The sequence below is a fragment of the Pollutimonas bauzanensis genome (genome assembly GCF_040393045.1).
Taxonomy (GTDB): Bacteria; Pseudomonadota; Gammaproteobacteria; order Burkholderiales; family Burkholderiaceae_B; genus Pollutimonas; species Pollutimonas bauzanensis_A.
In genome coordinates this window covers 24469-41396 of sequence record NZ_JBEBUX010000018.1, presented here as the reverse complement: position 1 = coordinate 41396, position 16928 = coordinate 24469, and the positions used below count along the sequence as shown (strand labels likewise).

At 53.7% G+C, this 16928-nt stretch carries 16 protein-coding genes; all 16 read right to left on the bottom strand.

Annotation, left to right across the window (positions count from 1 at the left end):
• Window positions 1-418 precede the first annotated feature (418 nt).
• Window positions 419-1546, bottom strand: coding sequence for a DUF1513 domain-containing protein (locus ABWO67_RS04805; RefSeq protein WP_353148290.1), 1128 nt, complete (start codon window positions 1544-1546; stop codon window positions 419-421).
• On the bottom strand, window positions 1536-2666 hold the full coding sequence (locus ABWO67_RS04800; RefSeq protein ID WP_353148277.1) for an imelysin family protein: 1131 nt from the start codon (window positions 2664-2666) through the stop codon (window positions 1536-1538). The genes ABWO67_RS04805 and ABWO67_RS04800 overlap by 11 nt, the downstream gene beginning before the upstream one ends.
• The gene (locus tag ABWO67_RS04795; protein WP_353148274.1) at window positions 2666-4180 is read right to left on the bottom strand and encodes a di-heme oxidoreductase family protein; all 1515 of its coding nucleotides are present in this window, start codon (window positions 4178-4180) and stop codon (window positions 2666-2668) included. The genes ABWO67_RS04800 and ABWO67_RS04795 overlap by 1 nt, the downstream gene beginning before the upstream one ends.
• Window positions 4181-4187: 7 nt before the next feature.
• A complete protein-coding gene (locus tag ABWO67_RS04790; RefSeq protein WP_353148271.1) occupies window positions 4188-5483 on the bottom strand; it encodes an imelysin family protein in 1296 nt (431 codons plus the stop codon).
• Between the two features lie 111 nt (window positions 5484-5594).
• The gene (locus ABWO67_RS04785) at window positions 5595-6218 is read right to left on the bottom strand and encodes an ANTAR domain-containing response regulator (RefSeq protein ID WP_353148268.1); all 624 of its coding nucleotides are present in this window, start codon (window positions 6216-6218) and stop codon (window positions 5595-5597) included.
• 6 nt (window positions 6219-6224) lie between these two features.
• A complete protein-coding gene (locus ABWO67_RS04780; protein WP_353148265.1) occupies window positions 6225-7376 on the bottom strand; it encodes a transporter substrate-binding domain-containing protein in 1152 nt (383 codons plus the stop codon).
• A gap of 63 nt (window positions 7377-7439) precedes the next feature.
• Window positions 7440-7760, bottom strand: coding sequence for an FmdB family zinc ribbon protein (locus ABWO67_RS04775; RefSeq protein WP_353148262.1), 321 nt, complete (start codon window positions 7758-7760; stop codon window positions 7440-7442).
• 60 nt (window positions 7761-7820) lie between these two features.
• Window positions 7821-9044 (bottom strand): formamidase, encoded by a 1224-nt coding sequence (gene fmdA / locus ABWO67_RS04770; protein WP_353148260.1) that lies wholly within the window; start codon window positions 9042-9044, stop codon window positions 7821-7823.
• 62 nt (window positions 9045-9106) lie between these two features.
• On the bottom strand, window positions 9107-9796 hold the full coding sequence (gene urtE / locus ABWO67_RS04765) for an urea ABC transporter ATP-binding subunit UrtE (protein WP_353148287.1): 690 nt from the start codon (window positions 9794-9796) through the stop codon (window positions 9107-9109).
• A 7-nt stretch (window positions 9797-9803) separates the two neighbouring features.
• On the bottom strand, window positions 9804-10571 hold the full coding sequence (gene urtD / locus ABWO67_RS04760; protein WP_502929965.1) for an urea ABC transporter ATP-binding protein UrtD: 768 nt from the start codon (window positions 10569-10571) through the stop codon (window positions 9804-9806).
• Window positions 10572-10600: 29 nt separating this feature from the next.
• Window positions 10601-11650 carry an urea ABC transporter permease subunit UrtC gene (gene urtC / locus ABWO67_RS04755; protein ID WP_353148257.1) on the bottom strand — a complete coding sequence of 350 codons (1050 nt, stop codon included), beginning with the start codon at window positions 11648-11650 and terminating at the stop codon, window positions 10601-10603.
• A 3-nt stretch (window positions 11651-11653) separates the two neighbouring features.
• A complete protein-coding gene (gene urtB / locus ABWO67_RS04750; protein WP_353148254.1) occupies window positions 11654-12556 on the bottom strand; it encodes an urea ABC transporter permease subunit UrtB in 903 nt (300 codons plus the stop codon).
• 125 nt (window positions 12557-12681) lie between these two features.
• Entirely contained in the window at window positions 12682-13878 is a 1197-nt protein-coding gene (locus ABWO67_RS04745; RefSeq protein ID WP_353148251.1) for a transporter substrate-binding protein, read from the bottom strand.
• Window positions 13879-14152: 274 nt separating this feature from the next.
• Window positions 14153-14992 (bottom strand): S-formylglutathione hydrolase, encoded by an 840-nt coding sequence (gene fghA / locus ABWO67_RS04740; RefSeq protein WP_353148248.1) that lies wholly within the window; start codon window positions 14990-14992, stop codon window positions 14153-14155.
• 83 nt (window positions 14993-15075) lie between these two features.
• Entirely contained in the window at window positions 15076-16185 is a 1110-nt protein-coding gene (locus ABWO67_RS04735) for an S-(hydroxymethyl)glutathione dehydrogenase/class III alcohol dehydrogenase (protein ID WP_353148245.1), read from the bottom strand.
• Between the two features lie 72 nt (window positions 16186-16257).
• Complete coding sequence (gene gfa, locus ABWO67_RS04730) at window positions 16258-16815, bottom strand: S-(hydroxymethyl)glutathione synthase (RefSeq protein ID WP_353148243.1); 558 nt, start codon at window positions 16813-16815, stop codon at window positions 16258-16260.
• Window positions 16816-16928 lie beyond the last annotated feature (113 nt).

Genomic DNA, 16928 nt, shown 5'->3' with positions numbered 1-16928 from the left:
GCAGCAGCGAGCAGAGTCTTTTTCATGTAAGAAATCTCCGTAGATTTGAGTAAACAGAGCAGCGACTGATAAATACAAGTGCTGCTGCTCTTTCTAACTCCGCGATGGGAAGTTGGAGCTATTGCATCAAAATTCGGGGCCGCTGGCTATGTTCCTGTGCGCAAAAGCCTTTGTTTTCTGCTTTTGTGTTGGGCGACAGCAACAAAACACGTATTCGCACCCCTTTATATAAGGGTTTACCCTTGGGTTTGGTGTGGCATCGCCGCGACACTTACAGGCCCATACCAACTTTGATATTAGTTTTAAATAAGCACTGCAATAGTTTGTTTTTATTGACTCTTTCAGTTCAAGCTTAGACTGATTTTTTTGTAATACTTTCAAAGATTTGCATTCAAAACCAGCATTTCAATCCACCAAATCAGATGCGGCGCATGTGATTGTCCCAAGCCAGGTCGGAACGAGAAGCAAGAGTTTGCAAATTATCTTGAACCGGCAGCGAGTGCGCCAAGACGCCTTGTCCACTGCTAACAATAAACCCCTTGTCGACCATAGGAGCCACCCCGCAACCGTCAAAAATATCGGCTTGGCCAACACAATTACCTGTGACTGTGTCCCAGAATACGACTTTCCCGCCCACCGGACTGGATGTAGCAATTAATGCGCCATCAGCACTGAGCGCCAATGAGCCGACATAATTCTTAAGGTCGCGCAGGGTTTCGTCAGGCCCAGCGAACATTTCCGGCTGCGCGCCCCTACGGTGCCTGCCCACCAAAGGCGGCCGGTCTTGCGCAGGCCCGGTGTACTGGCATCCGAACCATACCGCGCCTGAGGCATCAATGACCAAGTGCCTGATAGACAACCTATGCAATGCAGGGGCCAGGTATACCTGTTCCAGCACGTCGCCGCTGTGTAAATCTATATAAGCTAGCGACGGCTTCATGGACTCGGGGTTGAGTTCAAGCTTGCCATAATCGGGATGAGTCAGGATACCGCCATTAGCCACACACACAGTGCGGCCATCCGGCATCAGCACGACTTCGTGGGGGCCTATGCCGCCAGTAGAAAACTCGCCAATACGGCGGTAGGCGCCACCCTCGGTAGCGTCGTACACACCGAGTACGCCCCGCCCTTCTTCATAATCGTTTTCAGTGGCGACCATGATCTTGCCGTCTGGCGAGAACACACCGTGGCCGAAGAAATGCCTATCCGTGGCCACAGGCAGCGCTTGAGGCGGACGTTTACCCGCAAGATCAAAGGCGACCGCAAAAAAACCCGGCTGCCTTCCGAATACCACTGCGCGCCCGCGAACAGCATCGATGGCAAAGCTATGGCCCCGATCAGGCATAGGGACTACCAAAAGATCACGCCCCTGCTCATTGATAACAACGGCCTCGTATCGGCCAGCATGCTTGCGGGCAGACAGGTATAGGGAGCGAGACTTCTCGATGCCCGTTGACAGGGCTTCAGCGCCTGCGGCCTGGGCTACCCAAGGACTGGCGCCATAGACGGCGAGCAGCTTTAAGAATCGACGGCGGTCAATCTCCATCGAGCGCATTAAAGCCTATCCTTACGCCAAAAGCCGGCGCGACATTCTCGTCGACCAGGCTCTTGGCATTCTTTATCAGTAAGCTTGCAAGTGTCAGCTGGCGATAGCCAGCTTCCGTCGTCGTAAATTGCAGCCATTGCTCCGGCCCCGGGCTTGTGGCCGCTTGGGAGGCGTCAATCTGGATGGCGTTGAAATTAGCATTAATGCGAAGCAGTTCTGCCTGCAGGCTGGCGTCTATCCACGTTTCATTGCTTCCGTACTTGTACTGGCCTGCCTTATAAAATTGCAGCATGCCCTGAGTTCCCGCCGCCATGGACTGGACCGCAAGCCCGCTGCGCCAGAAGGGAGCGCGTTTGGGCTTGACCGCGTTGATATTACGGCCCAGCACCGGCAAAAGCTTTACGTCGCGAACAAATTGCAAACCCGTTGACAGTGCCTTGATGGATTCCCCTGCCACTTCCTGCTGGTTCCGATACAAGGAATTGGATGCCGAGGGCCTAGAAAACCGTTGTGCATAATCGCCGCCCGGCTTCCATTCGCTCACGAGCTCTGAGCCCAAAATCGCAAGGTTTCCGGCGACAGCGCTAGCATAGGCACATGCTGACGCGTTACCGGCATGCGCCGGATCCGTCAACAAACCCTTATCTCGATAAAGCACGTATTCCAGCGCAGGCAAGCCTTGTATCGCTACGCTTTGCCCTGCCAACTGGGCTGCGTCCGACACAGGATCAGCCGCTGCCAATAGGGCCTGGACTTGCCGTAAGGTAATGCCGCGCGGATCAGGCCAGAAATTGATTCTCTCGTAACGATTAGCTGCGACCAGAGGACCGAAACGCAGGAACTCAATGCCAGACCAAGCGCCTACCAATGCGGCAAAGCCCTCATGGACGGTTTTCGCTCCGCTTTTTTGAGGTTGGGCGCACCAGGTCTCCAATGTAGCGTGCAGACTATGCGCAGAGTGCTGAAAATGCCGCATCGCGGGCGAAATATAGCTGTTCACCAGGCTTGCACCCAGGTCGGGCGACAACTCCCCGGCGTTGACCATTGCCATAGGAAATAGAAAAACGCTTCCTAGACACCGAAGCAGCAAGGGACGAAACAGCGATACGCGGGTATGCATCAAAGCGACTCCAAAAACCGGATCAAATCGGCACGTTGGGCGGGGGTCATTGCCACAACCCGATCACGAACCGCCTGGGCCTCGCCGCCATGCCATAGGATGGCCTCCAACAAGGTACGCGCCCTGCCGTCGTGTAACCAGGTGGCGTTCGGATTGACGGTTTTGGTAAGCCCTATTCCCCACAATGGCGGGGTGCGCCATTCGCGGCCGCTGGCATCTCCTTCATCTTGGCCGTCGGCCAGGCCGGGGCCCATATCGTGCAGCAGCAGATCGGTATAAGGCCATATCAATTGAAAGCGGTGTTCGGCCCGCTTCGCGTCGCGTCGGGTCACGTACTTGGGCACGTGGCAAGCGATGCAATTGGATTCGTAGAACAGCTTCTTACCGGCCAATACCCGCTCATCGCTCACATCGCGGCGCTGCGGTAGCGCCAGATTAAGCGAATACATGGTGACGAAGTCCATCAGGCGCGCGGGCACCTCATGCTCGCCCAGATGAGCCTGAGCCCCATGCGGCATGTCCAGGCAAGCCTGCTGGCTTGGTGTGCAATCGCCGTAATGGCTGGGAAACATAGGGGTGGACAGCCCCATATCGCCCGAAAATGCATTGGACGACTGATGCTCGACCGTGGGTTGCCCCGCCTTCCAATTAAAACGGCCCAGCACACGCTGGCCCGTGTGCACATCCTTAATCCAATTAGGACGCCCGGAAATGCCGTCGCCAAGGTCGACGTCGGCATGCGCCAGAATGTCGTCCTCGTGGATCGCTTCCAACAGACCCAGCCCCAGCATGGGTGGCGCCAATCGAGGGGAAAAGCGAACATCGGGATGCATGGGACCGTAGCCCAAGTCTTCTACACGATAAGAAGGATCCATTAGCGTGGCTGACTCACCCCCGTTAAGCTGGACCGGGACCTCGCGGTAATCGATTCTTATACGACCTTCGGCTGCCAAGCCCGGCACAGCAAACGGCTGCAACTGATGTCCATAGACCGGGTCCGGCAACGAAGCCACCTCTCCCTGGTCCAGACGCTTGCGGGCGTCATCCGCGCTGCCAGGCAATGACAGGCGCAATAACAACGCGACTACATCGCTACGCTCGAGTGGATCGAAGCCTGGCACGGTGCCCCGGCCATCCTTCACATGACAGGCTTGACAGGATCTCGCATTAAACAAAGGCCCCAGGCCATCCGAGGCCTGCGTGGAAGCGGGGGACGACACCCAATCTTTCCGGAACAAACCATTACCTACCATGAACTCCTGCCTCCCTTCGAAGGTCAGGTTGGCGGCAGGGTGCGAGAAAATATCGGGATTGATCAGCTTTTTGACTGTACCCGCGCCGCCCTGCATCTGCTCGAATTGCTCTGCTTGGGAAAAGCTGGTGGACGGTTTGGTAATCGCGCTGACGCGGGCGCGGTCTTCAGCGCTGAGGTCCTGGCGTTGCGCTGGGCCTCCGCCGGCGATTGCGACCGCACCCAGACCCAGAAAAATCAAACCCGCAACTAATTTCACCATTGCACGCTTATTGGAAAACGGCATCAGGCTTGTCAAGACTGTCCGAACCTTCCAGTTGAATATCGCCAAGCTCCAGGGCCGCGATCACCCGTTCGATACTGCGTGTTTGCGCAACCAGTCCGTCAATCACAGCCTGTACCACGGCGTTGCCCTGTTCATTCCCTTGGGCAATCATTTGGTCGTAGGTTTCCACAGTTTCCGCACGCTGCTTCATGGCTTGCATCGCTTTAAAAGTAGCGTTCAGCTTCTCGTGCATTTCCGCATCGAGTTTGGCGTCGCGGGCTTTTACCAGGTCTGACAGGCTGGCGCCCTGAACCAGAGACCCGTCCACGCGTTTGTACTGCCCCTGATAGACATTCATCATTCCGAGCTGATTGTAAAAGTGCGAGTTATGCGTGTTATCGGAAAAGCAGTCGTGCTCTTCTTCGGGGTCGTGCAACATCAAACCCAGTTTGATGCGCTCGCCGGCGAGTTCGCCATAAGACAAGCTTCCCAGCCCCGTCAACATGGCAACCAGGCCCGCCTTGGGATCGCTTTGCACGGCCAGGCGCGCTTCGCCCCCGGCCTGCCAGTTGGCAACCATTTCCTCAAGGTCGGCGACCAGTAAATCCGTAACCACTTTCAAGTATTGACCTCGCCGCTCACAATTACCGCCCGTGCAGTTAGCCACATCAAAGTCGGTATGAGGGCGATCGCCGGCATGACGCTCTTGCGGGGTGCCGCTGCGGCCAGTGGGCGCCGGACCTGTGCCGTTGAGGTCTTGCCCCCACAACAGGAATTCGATGGCGTGATAGCCGGTTGCCACGTTAGCCTCGTTGCCATCGGCTTCGTGCAGCACATCGCGCAGCAGCTTTTCATTAATATCAGAGGCATCCACGGCTTTGCCGCCAATGCTGGGGTTTTTGTTGGCAATAACATTGACGACGTAATAAGCATTGGCATCCGAGTCGGTGCCATAAGACGCATCCACGTAATCGATCATGCCTTCGTCCAGCGGCCAGGCGTTTACGTTCCCTTCCCAATCATCGACAATGGAATTGCCAAAACGGAAAGCTTCAGTCTGCTGATAAGGTACACGCGCATCCAGCCAGGCATTGCGAGCGGACTTCAATGCGACGGCGCTGGGCTTGGCCAGCAAGTCGGCCACCGATTGTTGTAGTTTGCGTGCGCTGGACAACGCGTCCTCGAACTCGGCCTGCGCCACGTCGGCATAGGTATTGACAACAGCTTTAGGCTCCACCGCGGCATGAACCCCAGTGCTGAGCAATGCGGTCAGCACTACCCCCAGCAATAATTTATGCATAGCAATCCCCCGAAGCATCGCCTCGTTCCTAAATTGATTAATTCAGATTAGTATTATTTAGCTGACGGCAAGTGTAAACGATTTGCATTTACATCAGCAATGGGACGGATATTATTTGCTGAAAGAAAGTATTCCGTTCGCATCGACAATGGCGCTGGCGATTTGCTCGACGGTAACGCGCCTGGCCATGGCTTGGTCACGTATTATCTGATAGGCGTCGTCCTCGCTGACCTGCCGCGCTTTCATCAGGATGGATTTTGCTTCAGCGACTTTTCTCACGCCGGCCAGTTTCGCCTCGAGGCGCTGGGTCAACCGAACTAGAGTACGCAAATTCTGATTGATCTGGCGCGCCACCACCAGCGTAGACAATAAGCCAAAAGGCTTGATGGGCGACGCAATGACACTGGCCACCCCCACTTTCAACACGGCTTCGACCACGGTTGGGTTTTCATAGGTGACGACGGCGATAATCGCTGGGGAGCTCACTTCCCTGCAAGCAGACCAATCGGGAATGAATATATTCGGGCGAACCGCCAGAAACACGACATCAGTTCCCTGCGGGAGCGTCGGGGATGGCGGCCAAAACGCCTGTACCTGGCAACCGATCCGACGCAACTGAAGTATCAGCTCTTCTCCATCCAGATCAGCGGGATGGAATACAGCCACTCGCAAAGTCCGTAGATCCCGAAGGAGCTCTGGCGTAATACGCTTGGACTCTGGCATGCTGATAGTCATCGTTTATCACCCTGTGGCCCCGAGCCTTAATGTCCAGTCGCCCAGGGAGTGGGTGACCAGATAAGGATCGGGGTGTACAGCACGTGTGGCCTGCCTGACCAAGGTGAACTGCCCCTCGGAATTGGCTATCCCTATACGTGGATACAGGCAGGTATGGTGATTCGACGGATCGATCCGGATACGCCCTTGGGGCGCGTCATACTCGGAGCCAAGCAAATGCGGCATAAGCAGATCGATGGCGTCACTACCTGATGCACGCATGGCGTTGGCAAATAAATGAACCTGAAAATAGGCCGCCTCCCAACCTGCGCTAGGTACGACATCAGTGCCAAATCGACGTCTGAAATTCGATAAACTCAAGCGATTGATCTCCGAATCTATGGACTGAAAATAAGGCGCTGCCGAAACATGCCCTGCCCCTACATCAAAACCCATTTGAGCGACCTCGGACTCGAGGGTGGTCAAGCTGGCGATAGGCATTTCACGCGGATCAAGGCCCGCGTCGGCATAAGCGCGGTATAAACATTGAGTCGAGTCGCCAACGACAGTCGAAAAAATAAAGTCAGGTCTTACTTTTTGAATATCAGTAATAATGCTTTTGAAGTCTTTCTCGGTTGCGTCCAGCGGAACATACCTTTCGCCTATCTTCGCGCCGCCGGGCCGCTGCAAAACAAGATCACCCATGATTCGGTTGGATTCATACGGATATATATAGTCGGAACCGACCATATATACCCGGGCGCCGTAGTTAGACACCATGAATTCGGCAAGCTGGACGCTATTTTGATTGGGCGCTGCACCGGTATAAATAATATTGCTCGAGCACTCAAAACCTTCATAGAGCGTCGGGTAAAACAGCAGCCGGTTCCACTTTTCTATGATGGGAATGACGGCTTTCCGGGTATCGGACTTATAGCAGCCAAAAATGACGTTGATCTTGTCCTGTAGCACCAACCGCTCCGCCAGCACACGGTACAAACCCGGCGAAGACTCCGGGTTATATCGCACCGGCTGGATTTCCCTGCCATTGATTCCCCCCGCTTCATTAATTTCGGCAATGGCGAACAAAGTCCCCATCAACTGAGATGTTTCTATGGTTGAAATATCGCCTGTTTCAGAAAAAAGAATACCAACTCTGATCGGATTACTTTCAGACAATTGTCCACCTTTTGCACATAGGCAAGCAAATTTGCAGCAGTCGCTTCGACCTACTGTTGGAAACTAATGCCCGACCTGCCACGGCCGGCTCGATACTTGGGCCTTATGGTGATGGGCATGATTATGTTGATGTTTGCCCTCTTTGTCATGGCCTGCATGATGATGACAGTGCGACTGCGTCACACGCGGTTCGTTGGCGCTTTTTTCGTTCCTGGTATGTGCAATTCGACTATTTCCCGGCATCAAGTTCAGACGCACTGCGGTAACCATTCGTGGCGCTGATAACTGGCATGTAGGACAAATCGCGGGCTGTTGAAATTCGGCCATAGGCCGCTGTTTTTCAAAGGGACCGCAATCTTGGCAAAAATAAGCATAAATAGGCATATTGGCTCCAGTCAAGATTGCAAAGAGCTGCATCAAGCAACTCTTTGCGTTTATAAAGAATCAGGTTTCATAGGCAAGGTCGCTGGCCGGAACCCGTTTTTCCGGTCCCTGAGAATTGGGGCGAATATCGAAATCAAATATTGAAATGGGCACTTGCAATGCCACGCATGCGTTGGGAATATCGACCACACTGCTTATATGCCCTTCAATGGGAGCACAACTCAGGATGGTGTAGACCTGTTCGCCTGTATAGCCGAACTTCTTCAGGTAGTTGACTGCATGCATGCACGCCTGTTGATAAGCCAGATTCACATCCAGATAGCGCTGCTTGCCTGAGTCCTCGACTGAAATCCCTTCAAACACCAGAAACTGTGAATAGTTGGGATCCACCGGGCCTGGTTCAAACATGGCTTGTTTAATGCCATATTTATTGCACCCATCTTTGATCAAATCGACGTGCATGTCGATCCAGCCAGCCATTTCAATAGCGCCGCAAAAGGTGATTTCCCCGTCACCCTGAGAGAAGTGAAGATCGCCGACAACCAGGCCGCCATCCTTGACGTATACCGGCAAATAAACACGGCTGCCGCGACAAAGATTTTTAATATCGCAATTCCCGCCATGCTCGCGAGGCGGCACAGTGCGAGCCCCCTCCTTGGCGGCGGCTTCCAATTGCGCACCTTTAAGCCCCCCCAGAATGACATCGGTGGGATTGGGCGGAAGCGCCAATGGCGGCACTCGGTTGGGATCCGTGGCAATCAATTCGCCTTCCCGCCGATTCCATTCGGTCAGCAGTTCGCGCGACGGCAGGCACCCTATGATTCCAGGATGGGTCAATCCAGCGAACCGTAAATTGGGAATATGGCGGGACGTGGCAAAGATGCCATTGAAATCCCAGACAGCCTTGGCAGTATTGGGAAAGTAATCGGTCAGGAAACCACCGAACTTCTCTTTGCTGAAGATACCGGTATATCCCCACTCCGAATCTTCAAATGGGCCGATATCCAGGATATCAACAACCAGAAGATCTCCTGGCTCGGCGCCTGTGACGCCCACCGGTCCGGATAAATGATGGCAAGGCGCCAGATTGACATCACGAATATCGTTCGCGCTGTCATTGTTTTTGATCTGCCCTCCTGTCCAGTCGAAACATTCGACACGAAATGACTCGCCTGGCTTGACGTAGGCAGCCATCGGGATATCGCAGTGCCAGCGGTTCATAATCACCGGATCGGGCTGCTCGGTCGGCAACTTTGACCGGTCAATACTAATTACCTTCTTCATGGTTACTTTCTCCTAGGATATGCAGCCCCAAACGGCGGCACTGTAAAAACCCAAAGTCTTTTTTACACAGTCAGAAAAGCGCGAATTTCCTCGATATCAACAGCGTCCTTCAATTTCTCGTGCACAATTTCACCCCGGTCGATAACCAGGAAGCGATCGGCCACTTCCAATGCGAAGCTAAGGACTTGCTCGGAAACCAATATCGAAAAATGTCTTTCCTGGCGAAGCGCGGTAAGCGTTCTGGCCAGTTCTTTGATAATTGAAGGCTGAATGCCTTCCGTCGGTTCATCCAGGATCAATACTTTCGGATTCGATACCAGCGCTCGCGCAATAGCGAGCATCTGCTGCTGCCCCCCCGACAGATTGCCTCCCCTTCGGCTTTCCATTTCTTTTAAGACGGGAAAGAACCGGTATATATATTCCGGCACTGTTTTGCTGCGGCTACGCTCCATGCCCGTCAGGATGTTCTCTTTGACCGTCAGGAATGGAAATATCATGCGCCCTTGCGGCACAAACGCCAGCCCCTCATGGACCCGCTCGTAGCTTGGACGATGCTGCATGGCGGCACCGTTCAAAGAAATAGTGCCAGTGCGCGTGGGCAGCATGCCAATGATCGACTTCAACAGCGTGGTCTTACCCATTCCATTGCGGCCCATGATGGCAACCGCCTCGCTATCGCTCAACGATAAGGACACATTGCGGATCGTATGGCTTTCACCGTAATACACATTGAGATTTGAAATTTCCAGCATGCCTGGCTCACGCTCCAAGGTAGACTTCAATGACACGTTCGTTACGCTGAACCTCATCAATGCTGCCATCGCACAGCAGCGAGCCCTGATGCATAACGGTGACCTTCTTGGCAATACTCTTGACGAACTCCATATCGTGCTCGATCACGATCAGGGAGTTTCCAAGCGAAATTTTTCTTAGCAAAACTGCGGTTTTTTCGCGCTCGCGCGGACTCATCCCCGCTACCGGCTCATCCAGCAACAACAGTTCGGGCTCTTGTATAAGCATCATTCCGATCTCGAGCCATTGTTTTTGACCATGGCTCAGTCTTCCCGCTTTCGTGTGCAGTGCGTCGTAAAGGAATACCTCGTTGGCGATATCCGTCACCCTTTCGGTCACGGCCTTATCACGCCTGAAGAAAAGCGAGCCCAATACCCCTTTCCCTCTGGGAATAGAGATTTCGAAGTTTTCAAATACCGAAAGATCTTCGTATGTGGACGGTGTCTGGAATTTCCGCGCCACACCCAGGCGAACAATCTGGTGCTCGGCTTTCGAGGTCAGGTCGGTTCCCCCGAACAACACCTTGCCGGAACTAGGCTTGGTCTTGCCGCATATGATGTCGAGCAATGTGGTCTTGCCTGCGCCGTTCGGGCCAATGATGACTCGCAGTTCGTTGTGCTCGATGCTCAAACTCAAGTCATTGACGGCCTTGAATCCGTCAAACGAGACCGTCAAATTTTCTACGGAGAGTATGTTGTTTTCCATGATGCTCGCTCGTATAGGCGACGAATCCATGCGTGGACTGGTGTTTAAGGTCGCAGTCGTCATTTGGCTAACCCCTTGCTTTGCACTCGCTCCGACATGCGCTCGACAACACCAGCCAGGCCGTTAGGCATGGCCAGCACAACCAGAATAAAAACCAATCCAAGGAAGAACAGCCAGCTTTCGGGAAAATTCTCCGATAGGTATGAGCGGCAATAACCAATAAGCAAAGCACCGACAACGGCTCCAGGAACCGACAACCGCCCGCCCACTGCCGCGTAGATGACCATTTCGACAGATGCCATCACCCCTACGACGGATGGTGCAATCAAGCCGACCTGCAGCGTATACAAGGCGCCGCCCATTGAGGCAAAAATCGCAGCAATCGTAAATATGAACGCCTTGATCATCGCCGTGTCATACCCCGAGAAGCGAACCCTGTCTTCCCGGTCGCGAATGGCGATCAGCACTTTGCCAAGGCGAGTACGCACAATGACGCTTGCCGTCAGCATGACGAGGAACAACAGCCCCAGCTGAATAAAATAAAGCGCGTTCTTTGATTCGTCCTCAAGAATATCCAGACCCAGCAACGTGCTGAAGTCAGTAATCCCATTAAAGCCGCCTGTGTCGCCCTGTTGACCCACGATCCAGACGGATAGCGTCAATGCCAAAGACAGGGTCACAATGGCGAAATACACGCCGCTGACCCGTTTACGGAAAATGGCGTAAGAGAATGCAAAGGCCAGGACAGCGGGCACCAAGAAAATCGCCAGGATGGTATTGGTGAAACTTTGAAAGGGAATCCACCAGGCAGGCAAGGCCTCGACGCTGCTCCAGACCATGAAATCCGGCAATTCGGGCGCGGAAGCTTCCATCTTCAGAAACATGGCCATCAAGTAGCCGCCTATGCCGAAGAACACGCCCTGCCCCAAACTAAGAATGCCGCCATAGCCCCACATCAATACGATGCCGATCGCGACAAACCCCAAAGCCAGGTATTTACTTACCAGTTGCAACCGGTAAGGATCCAGCCACAGCGGCAGGATAATGACCAAGAGCACGGCAAGGGCAACATAGGCGGCAAGCTCCGATCTATTTCTAAGCGCTTTCATCGTCTACCCCCTGACCTTGGTCGCGAACAAACCTTGCGGCCGGAAGTAAAGCACCACAATGACGCACAGCAAAATAGTGACTTTGGCCATCGTGCCGCTCATCAGGTATTCAAGTGTGGTTTGAGACTGTGCAATCGAAAATGCAGAGATCGTTGTTCCAAACAAACTCGCAACACCACCAAACACGACAACGATGAAAGAGTCGACGATATAGAGCTGGCCGGTGCCTGGATTGGTTGACCCAATCATGGTGAATACGCTGCCGGCTATGCCCGCCAGGCCCGAGCCCAGGGCAAAGGTCATGGCGTCGACATTCCTGGTATTGATTCCTACCGCGCCGCTCATGGCGCGATTCTGGGTAACAGCCCTCACCTTCAAGCCCCAGCGGCTTTTGTAAAGCAACAGATACACGCCCAAAGCAACCAATATGGTTAAGCCAATAATGAATATGCGATTAAGCGGCAGCTGTATGCCGGCTGTTGGCTCCCATGCCCCCGACAACCATGAGGCAAGCGGAACACTAACTTCCTGCGCACCGAAAATCGTGCGGTAAGACTGCTGGAGCAACAGGCTCAGACCCCATGTGGCCAGCAGGGTATCCAATGGCCGGTGGTACAAAAAACGAATGAAGCTGCGTTCCAGAAGGTATCCGAATCCGAACGTGACAGCAAAAGCACAAAAAATGGCCACAAACAGATAAACGCTCATCAGTGACGGCAGAAAGTGCTGAAAAAAATTAGCCACCAAGTAGGTAACGTAGGCGCCCATGGCCATGAGCTCACCGTGAGCCATGTTGATGACGCCCATCAGTCCAAACACGATCGCCAATCCCAGCGCCATCAGCAGCAAGATGGTGAATAGACTGAGGCCGCCGAAAATTTGCATGATGATGATGTTCAGACTCATCGACCACTCCTTTCGTTGTGCTTTGCTTGAGTTATAAATTGGCGCGTCAACGTTTCTTCAGGCAAGCCTTTGCCCGGACAAGGAACCCGCAGTCCAATTTTGGGCTTGCCTGTTACATAGCGGCGCTACAACTTGGGGAAAGGATTGGGCTTGACCAGCTCCGGCGTTTCATAAACGATGTCGAACTGCCCATCTTCCCGAGCGCGACCGACACGGACTTTTTTCCACACATGGTGGTTGGCGTCGTCGAACCTGACCTCGCCTTCGGGGGCGTTCATGCTTAAGCCGGCACTTGCAGCGATGACATCGTCAGGAGCAAATGACTGGGCTTTTTCAACGGCGTCCCGCCAAAGATAGACTGAGTTATAGGCACATTGCATGGGGTCGCCAACGACTCGATCTTGCCCATACTTGGCTTTGAGAGCCTTGATGAATTTCGCGTTGTCCGGATTATCCAGGGATTGGAAGTAGCCCATGCAAGCGTAGTAGCCGACAGCGTTGTCCTTGCCAATACCTTCCACTTCGTTCTCCGAGACGACTGTGGATAGCAAGGTGATTTTCGAGCCATCAAGACCGGCTGCCCGCAACTGCTTGTAGAAAGCGACGTTACTGCCGCCCACCACTGTGCTGTAGATGCAATCCGGCTTGGCAGCTTTAATTTTATTGATGATCGAGGAAAATTCGGTATGTCCCAGCGGCGCATATTCTTCTCCGACAACCGTGCCGCCCAGATGCGCGATAGTCGGCTTGGCGATCTTATTGCAGGTGACCGGATAGATGTAATCCGACCCGACCAGGAAGAATTTCTTGCCTTTTTCCTTGGCCATCCAAGTCACCGCGGCAATCACAGACTGTGTTGCTTCCTGTGACGTATACAGGCAGCGCTTGTCTTGTTCTTGCCCTTCGTAATAGGTTGGGTAATAAAGCAGGCTTTTAGCCTGGTTGATCGTGGGAAGCACTGCCTTGCGCAAGGCCGACGAGTAACAACCAATAATCGCCACCACGTTATCCCGACGCAGCAACACCTTGGCTTTCTCGGCGAAAATCGGACTTTCGCTTGCGCCATCTTCAACGTATGGAACAATTTGGCGCCCAAGCACCCCGCCCGCTGCATTGATTTCTTCGATTGCCAATTTTTCTGCGTCCACCTGCGCTGCTTCCGCAAAGGCAAATGTGCCGGTTAACGAATGCAGCAACCCCAGCCGCACTTTATCCGCGGTAACGCCTTTAAGTTCTTTTGCCTGGGCCAAACGCGGCATGGCGCTCGCTGCGACAAGCGAGCCCCCAATCTGGATAAAACGACGCCGTGTGAGATGGTTCATTGTCATTCACCTGTTATGTAAGTTCAGAATTAAATTCAACACCAACAACACTCACGGGCCGTATCCCACTCAACGCAAAAAGCCTCACCCGGACATAAAATGTCCGGGTGAGGCTTTTTTGCCTTGCACCTGGCTGGCAGCATTGGCGGCCGGTGCGAAATGGATTGAGTTGATTCTTCAGCTCGTTGAATGAACTCTACAAGTGAAAAATTCCTTTGTCAATAACCATGCTGAAAACGCGGGTTTTCCCCAAGAACATTTGAAATGCGTCGACTTACAAATGCGCCGCGTGATGGCGCAAATGGTCGTCAATGAAAGTTGAAATGAAGAAATAGCTATGGTCGTAACCTGGCTGCATACGAAGATCCAAAGGCACTTTGGCATCAGCGCATGCGGCAACGAGCAACTCCGGCTTAAGTTGCGTTTCCAGGAACTGGTCGTCTGTACCCTGGTCGATCAACAGCGCGGGCCCCGACCAGCCGTAGCGCTTCACCAGCAAGGTCGCGTCGTAGTCAGCCCAGGTGTCGCGATCGTCCCCCAAATAACCGGCCAAGGCCTTTTCACCCCATGGACAGCGGGTCGGCGAAACAATAGGCGAAAACGCCGAAATCGTTTTAAACAAGTCGGGATTCTTCAAGCCGATGGTCAATGCGCCATGACCACCCATCGAATGCCCAAAGATGCCTGCGCGCAAAGGATCAACAGCGAAACCCTTGGCGACCAATTGGAATAGCTCTTTGGTGATATACGAATACATACGGTACCCATTGACCCATGGCGCCTGCGTCGCATCGACATAAAATCCTGCACCCACTCCAAAATCGTAGCTCTCGCTGTCGCCGGGGTAATTCAACCCGCGCGGGCTGGTATCGGGAGCGACGATGGCAACCCCTAATTCGGCCGCCATACGCTGGGCGCCAGCCTTGACAATAAAGTTGTCTTCGGTGCAGGTTAAGCCAGATAGCCAGAACAGCACGGGTACAGGGCCCTCTTGCGCGGCGGGCGGCAAGTAGACACCGAAACGCATCGTGCACCCGGTTTCCGCTGACTCGTGACTGTACACCCCCTGTTCTCCGCCAAAGCTTTTGTTTTTTGAAATGATTTGCATCGTCATCTTTTATCCTTAATTTGTCGCAGATAAGAAAACGGCCCATATGCTGCGGCGACGCGGCATATGGGCCTATTCGAAGCATTTTCCTAGAAAGTAACGACCGAACGAATGGACGTACCGTCTTTCATCATTTGGAATGCATCATTGATCTTGTCGATCGGCATGACATGGGTAATGAGATCATCGATATTGATCTTGCCTTCCATGTACCAGTCGACGATTTTCGGCACATCGGTACGACCGCGCGCGCCACCAAATGCCGACCCCTGCCAGACCCGGCCAGTAACCAGCTGGAATGGGCGGGTCGCAATCTCTTGACCAGCGCCGGCCACACCGATAATGGTGCTCTTTCCCCAGCCCTTATGAGCGCATTCAAGCGCCTGGCGCATGAGCTTGACGTTGCCGATACATTCGAAAGTATGGTCAGCGCCACCCTTGGTCAAATTGACCAGATAAGGCACAAGGTCGCCCTCGACTTCATTGGAATTGACAAAATGTGTCATGCCGAACTTGCGGGCGAGTTCTTCACGAGCAGGATTGATGTCGACGCCGACGATCATATCGGCGCCAGCTATGCGCGCACCTTGAATCACATTCAAGCCGATGCCGCCCAACCCGAAGACGATTACGTTATCGCCTGGTTCAACCTTTGCTGTATTGATGACAGCGCCAATACCTGTAGTCACGCCGCAGCCGATATAGCAAACCTTTTCAAAGGGTGCGTCTTCCCGGATCTTGGCCAATGCGATTTCAGGCACGACGGTGTAATTCGCAAAAGTCGAAGTGCCCATGTAATGCAGCACTTCTTTGCCGTTCATTTTGAAGCGGCTGGTGCCGTCGGGCATGACGCCGCGACCTTGAGTTTCGCGTATTGCCTGGCACAAATTGGTCTTGCGCGACAGGCAGTACGAGCAAGTGCGACATTCCGGGGTGTACAGCGGAATGACGTGATCGCCCGGCTTTAACGTCGTAACGCCTGCCCCGACCTCAACCACGACGCCAGCGCCTTCGTGACCCAGGATGGCCGGAAACAAGCCTTCAGGATCGTCTCCCGACAGCGTAAACAGGTCAGTATGGCAAACCCCCGACGCCTTGATTTCGACAAGCACTTCGCCGGCACGAGGTCCTTCGAGCTGAACTGTTTCAATAGTTAACGGAGCGCCGGCCTTGGTGGCTACTGCTGCACGTACGTCCATGTGTAAATCCTCATTTATTGAATTGGCTTTGTGTAGCGGATGTGTGCCGCTACACAAAGTATAGGCGAGAGCTTATCTGGATTTCGCTACATGCGTAGCGATTGCGTCCATAAGCGGTGGCGACAGGCAATCGTAAGGAGGCAGGCCAAGGTCTTCCAGACGAGCCCGGATAGCACCCATCTGTTCGGGGGGAGTGCCGCTTTCGATAATCGACGAAACGAACGCGGCGAATTCTGGAGCTGCCCATCCAGTTTGGGGAGACAGTTCGGTATGGACAAAGTCCAATCCATAGAAGGGATGATTCTGGTTTTCGATGCGTCCAAACATATGAACACCGCAACCAGAGCATGCATGGCGCTGGATCGCAGCCGTCGGATCAACCACTTTCAGCTTGTTTTCATTGGCGGTAACCTTGACTGCGTCTTTCGAAACCACTGCGACCTGTGAAAACAGCGCACCAGCGGGCTTCCAGCACTTCGTACATCCGCAGACATGATTATGTGCCGTCTGCGAGCTGATCTTGACCTCTACTTTGTCGTTGGCGCAGTTGCACAGCAAGGTGCCCCCGGAAAATCCTGGCGCTGTAGGCGCAATGCCGTTATCAACAGCGGGATGGATGTTTATGCTCATTAATGTCTCCTGATAGGCGTCTTGAACCGTACGGTTCGCCAGTAGATCGAACCGTGGATAAATGGCTGCTTTTTTGCCATCCCTGGGTTACCTAGCAAAAACCAAGCCTGTTT

Coding starts and splice junctions, on each gene's coding strand:
- ABWO67_RS04805 (WP_353148290.1), bottom strand. CDS start 1,546: ATGGAGATTGACCGCCGTCGATTCTTAAAGCTGCTCGCCGTCTATGGC.
- ABWO67_RS04800 (WP_353148277.1), bottom strand. CDS start 2,666: ATGCATACCCGCGTATCGCTGTTTCGTCCCTTGCTGCTTCGGTGTCTA.
- ABWO67_RS04795 (WP_353148274.1), bottom strand. CDS start 4,180: ATGGTGAAATTAGTTGCGGGTTTGATTTTTCTGGGTCTGGGTGCGGTC.
- ABWO67_RS04790 (WP_353148271.1), bottom strand. CDS start 5,483: ATGCATAAATTATTGCTGGGGGTAGTGCTGACCGCATTGCTCAGCACT.
- ABWO67_RS04785 (WP_353148268.1), bottom strand. CDS start 6,218: ATGACTATCAGCATGCCAGAGTCCAAGCGTATTACGCCAGAGCTCCTT.
- ABWO67_RS04775 (WP_353148262.1), bottom strand. CDS start 7,760: ATGCCTATTTATGCTTATTTTTGCCAAGATTGCGGTCCCTTTGAAAAA.
- fmdA (WP_353148260.1), bottom strand. CDS start 9,044: ATGAAGAAGGTAATTAGTATTGACCGGTCAAAGTTGCCGACCGAGCAG.
- urtE (WP_353148287.1), bottom strand. CDS start 9,796: ATGCTGGAAATTTCAAATCTCAATGTGTATTACGGTGAAAGCCATACG.
- urtD (WP_502929965.1), bottom strand. CDS start 10,571: ATGGATTCGTCGCCTATACGAGCGAGCATCATGGAAAACAACATACTC.
- urtC (WP_353148257.1), bottom strand. CDS start 11,650: ATGAAAGCGCTTAGAAATAGATCGGAGCTTGCCGCCTATGTTGCCCTT.
- urtB (WP_353148254.1), bottom strand. CDS start 12,556: ATGAGTCTGAACATCATCATCATGCAAATTTTCGGCGGCCTCAGTCTA.
- ABWO67_RS04745 (WP_353148251.1), bottom strand. CDS start 13,878: ATGAACCATCTCACACGGCGTCGTTTTATCCAGATTGGGGGCTCGCTT.
- fghA (WP_353148248.1), bottom strand. CDS start 14,992: ATGACGATGCAAATCATTTCAAAAAACAAAAGCTTTGGCGGAGAACAG.
- ABWO67_RS04735 (WP_353148245.1), bottom strand. CDS start 16,185: ATGGACGTACGTGCAGCAGTAGCCACCAAGGCCGGCGCTCCGTTAACT.
- gfa (WP_353148243.1), bottom strand. CDS start 16,815: ATGAGCATAAACATCCATCCCGCTGTTGATAACGGCATTGCGCCTACA.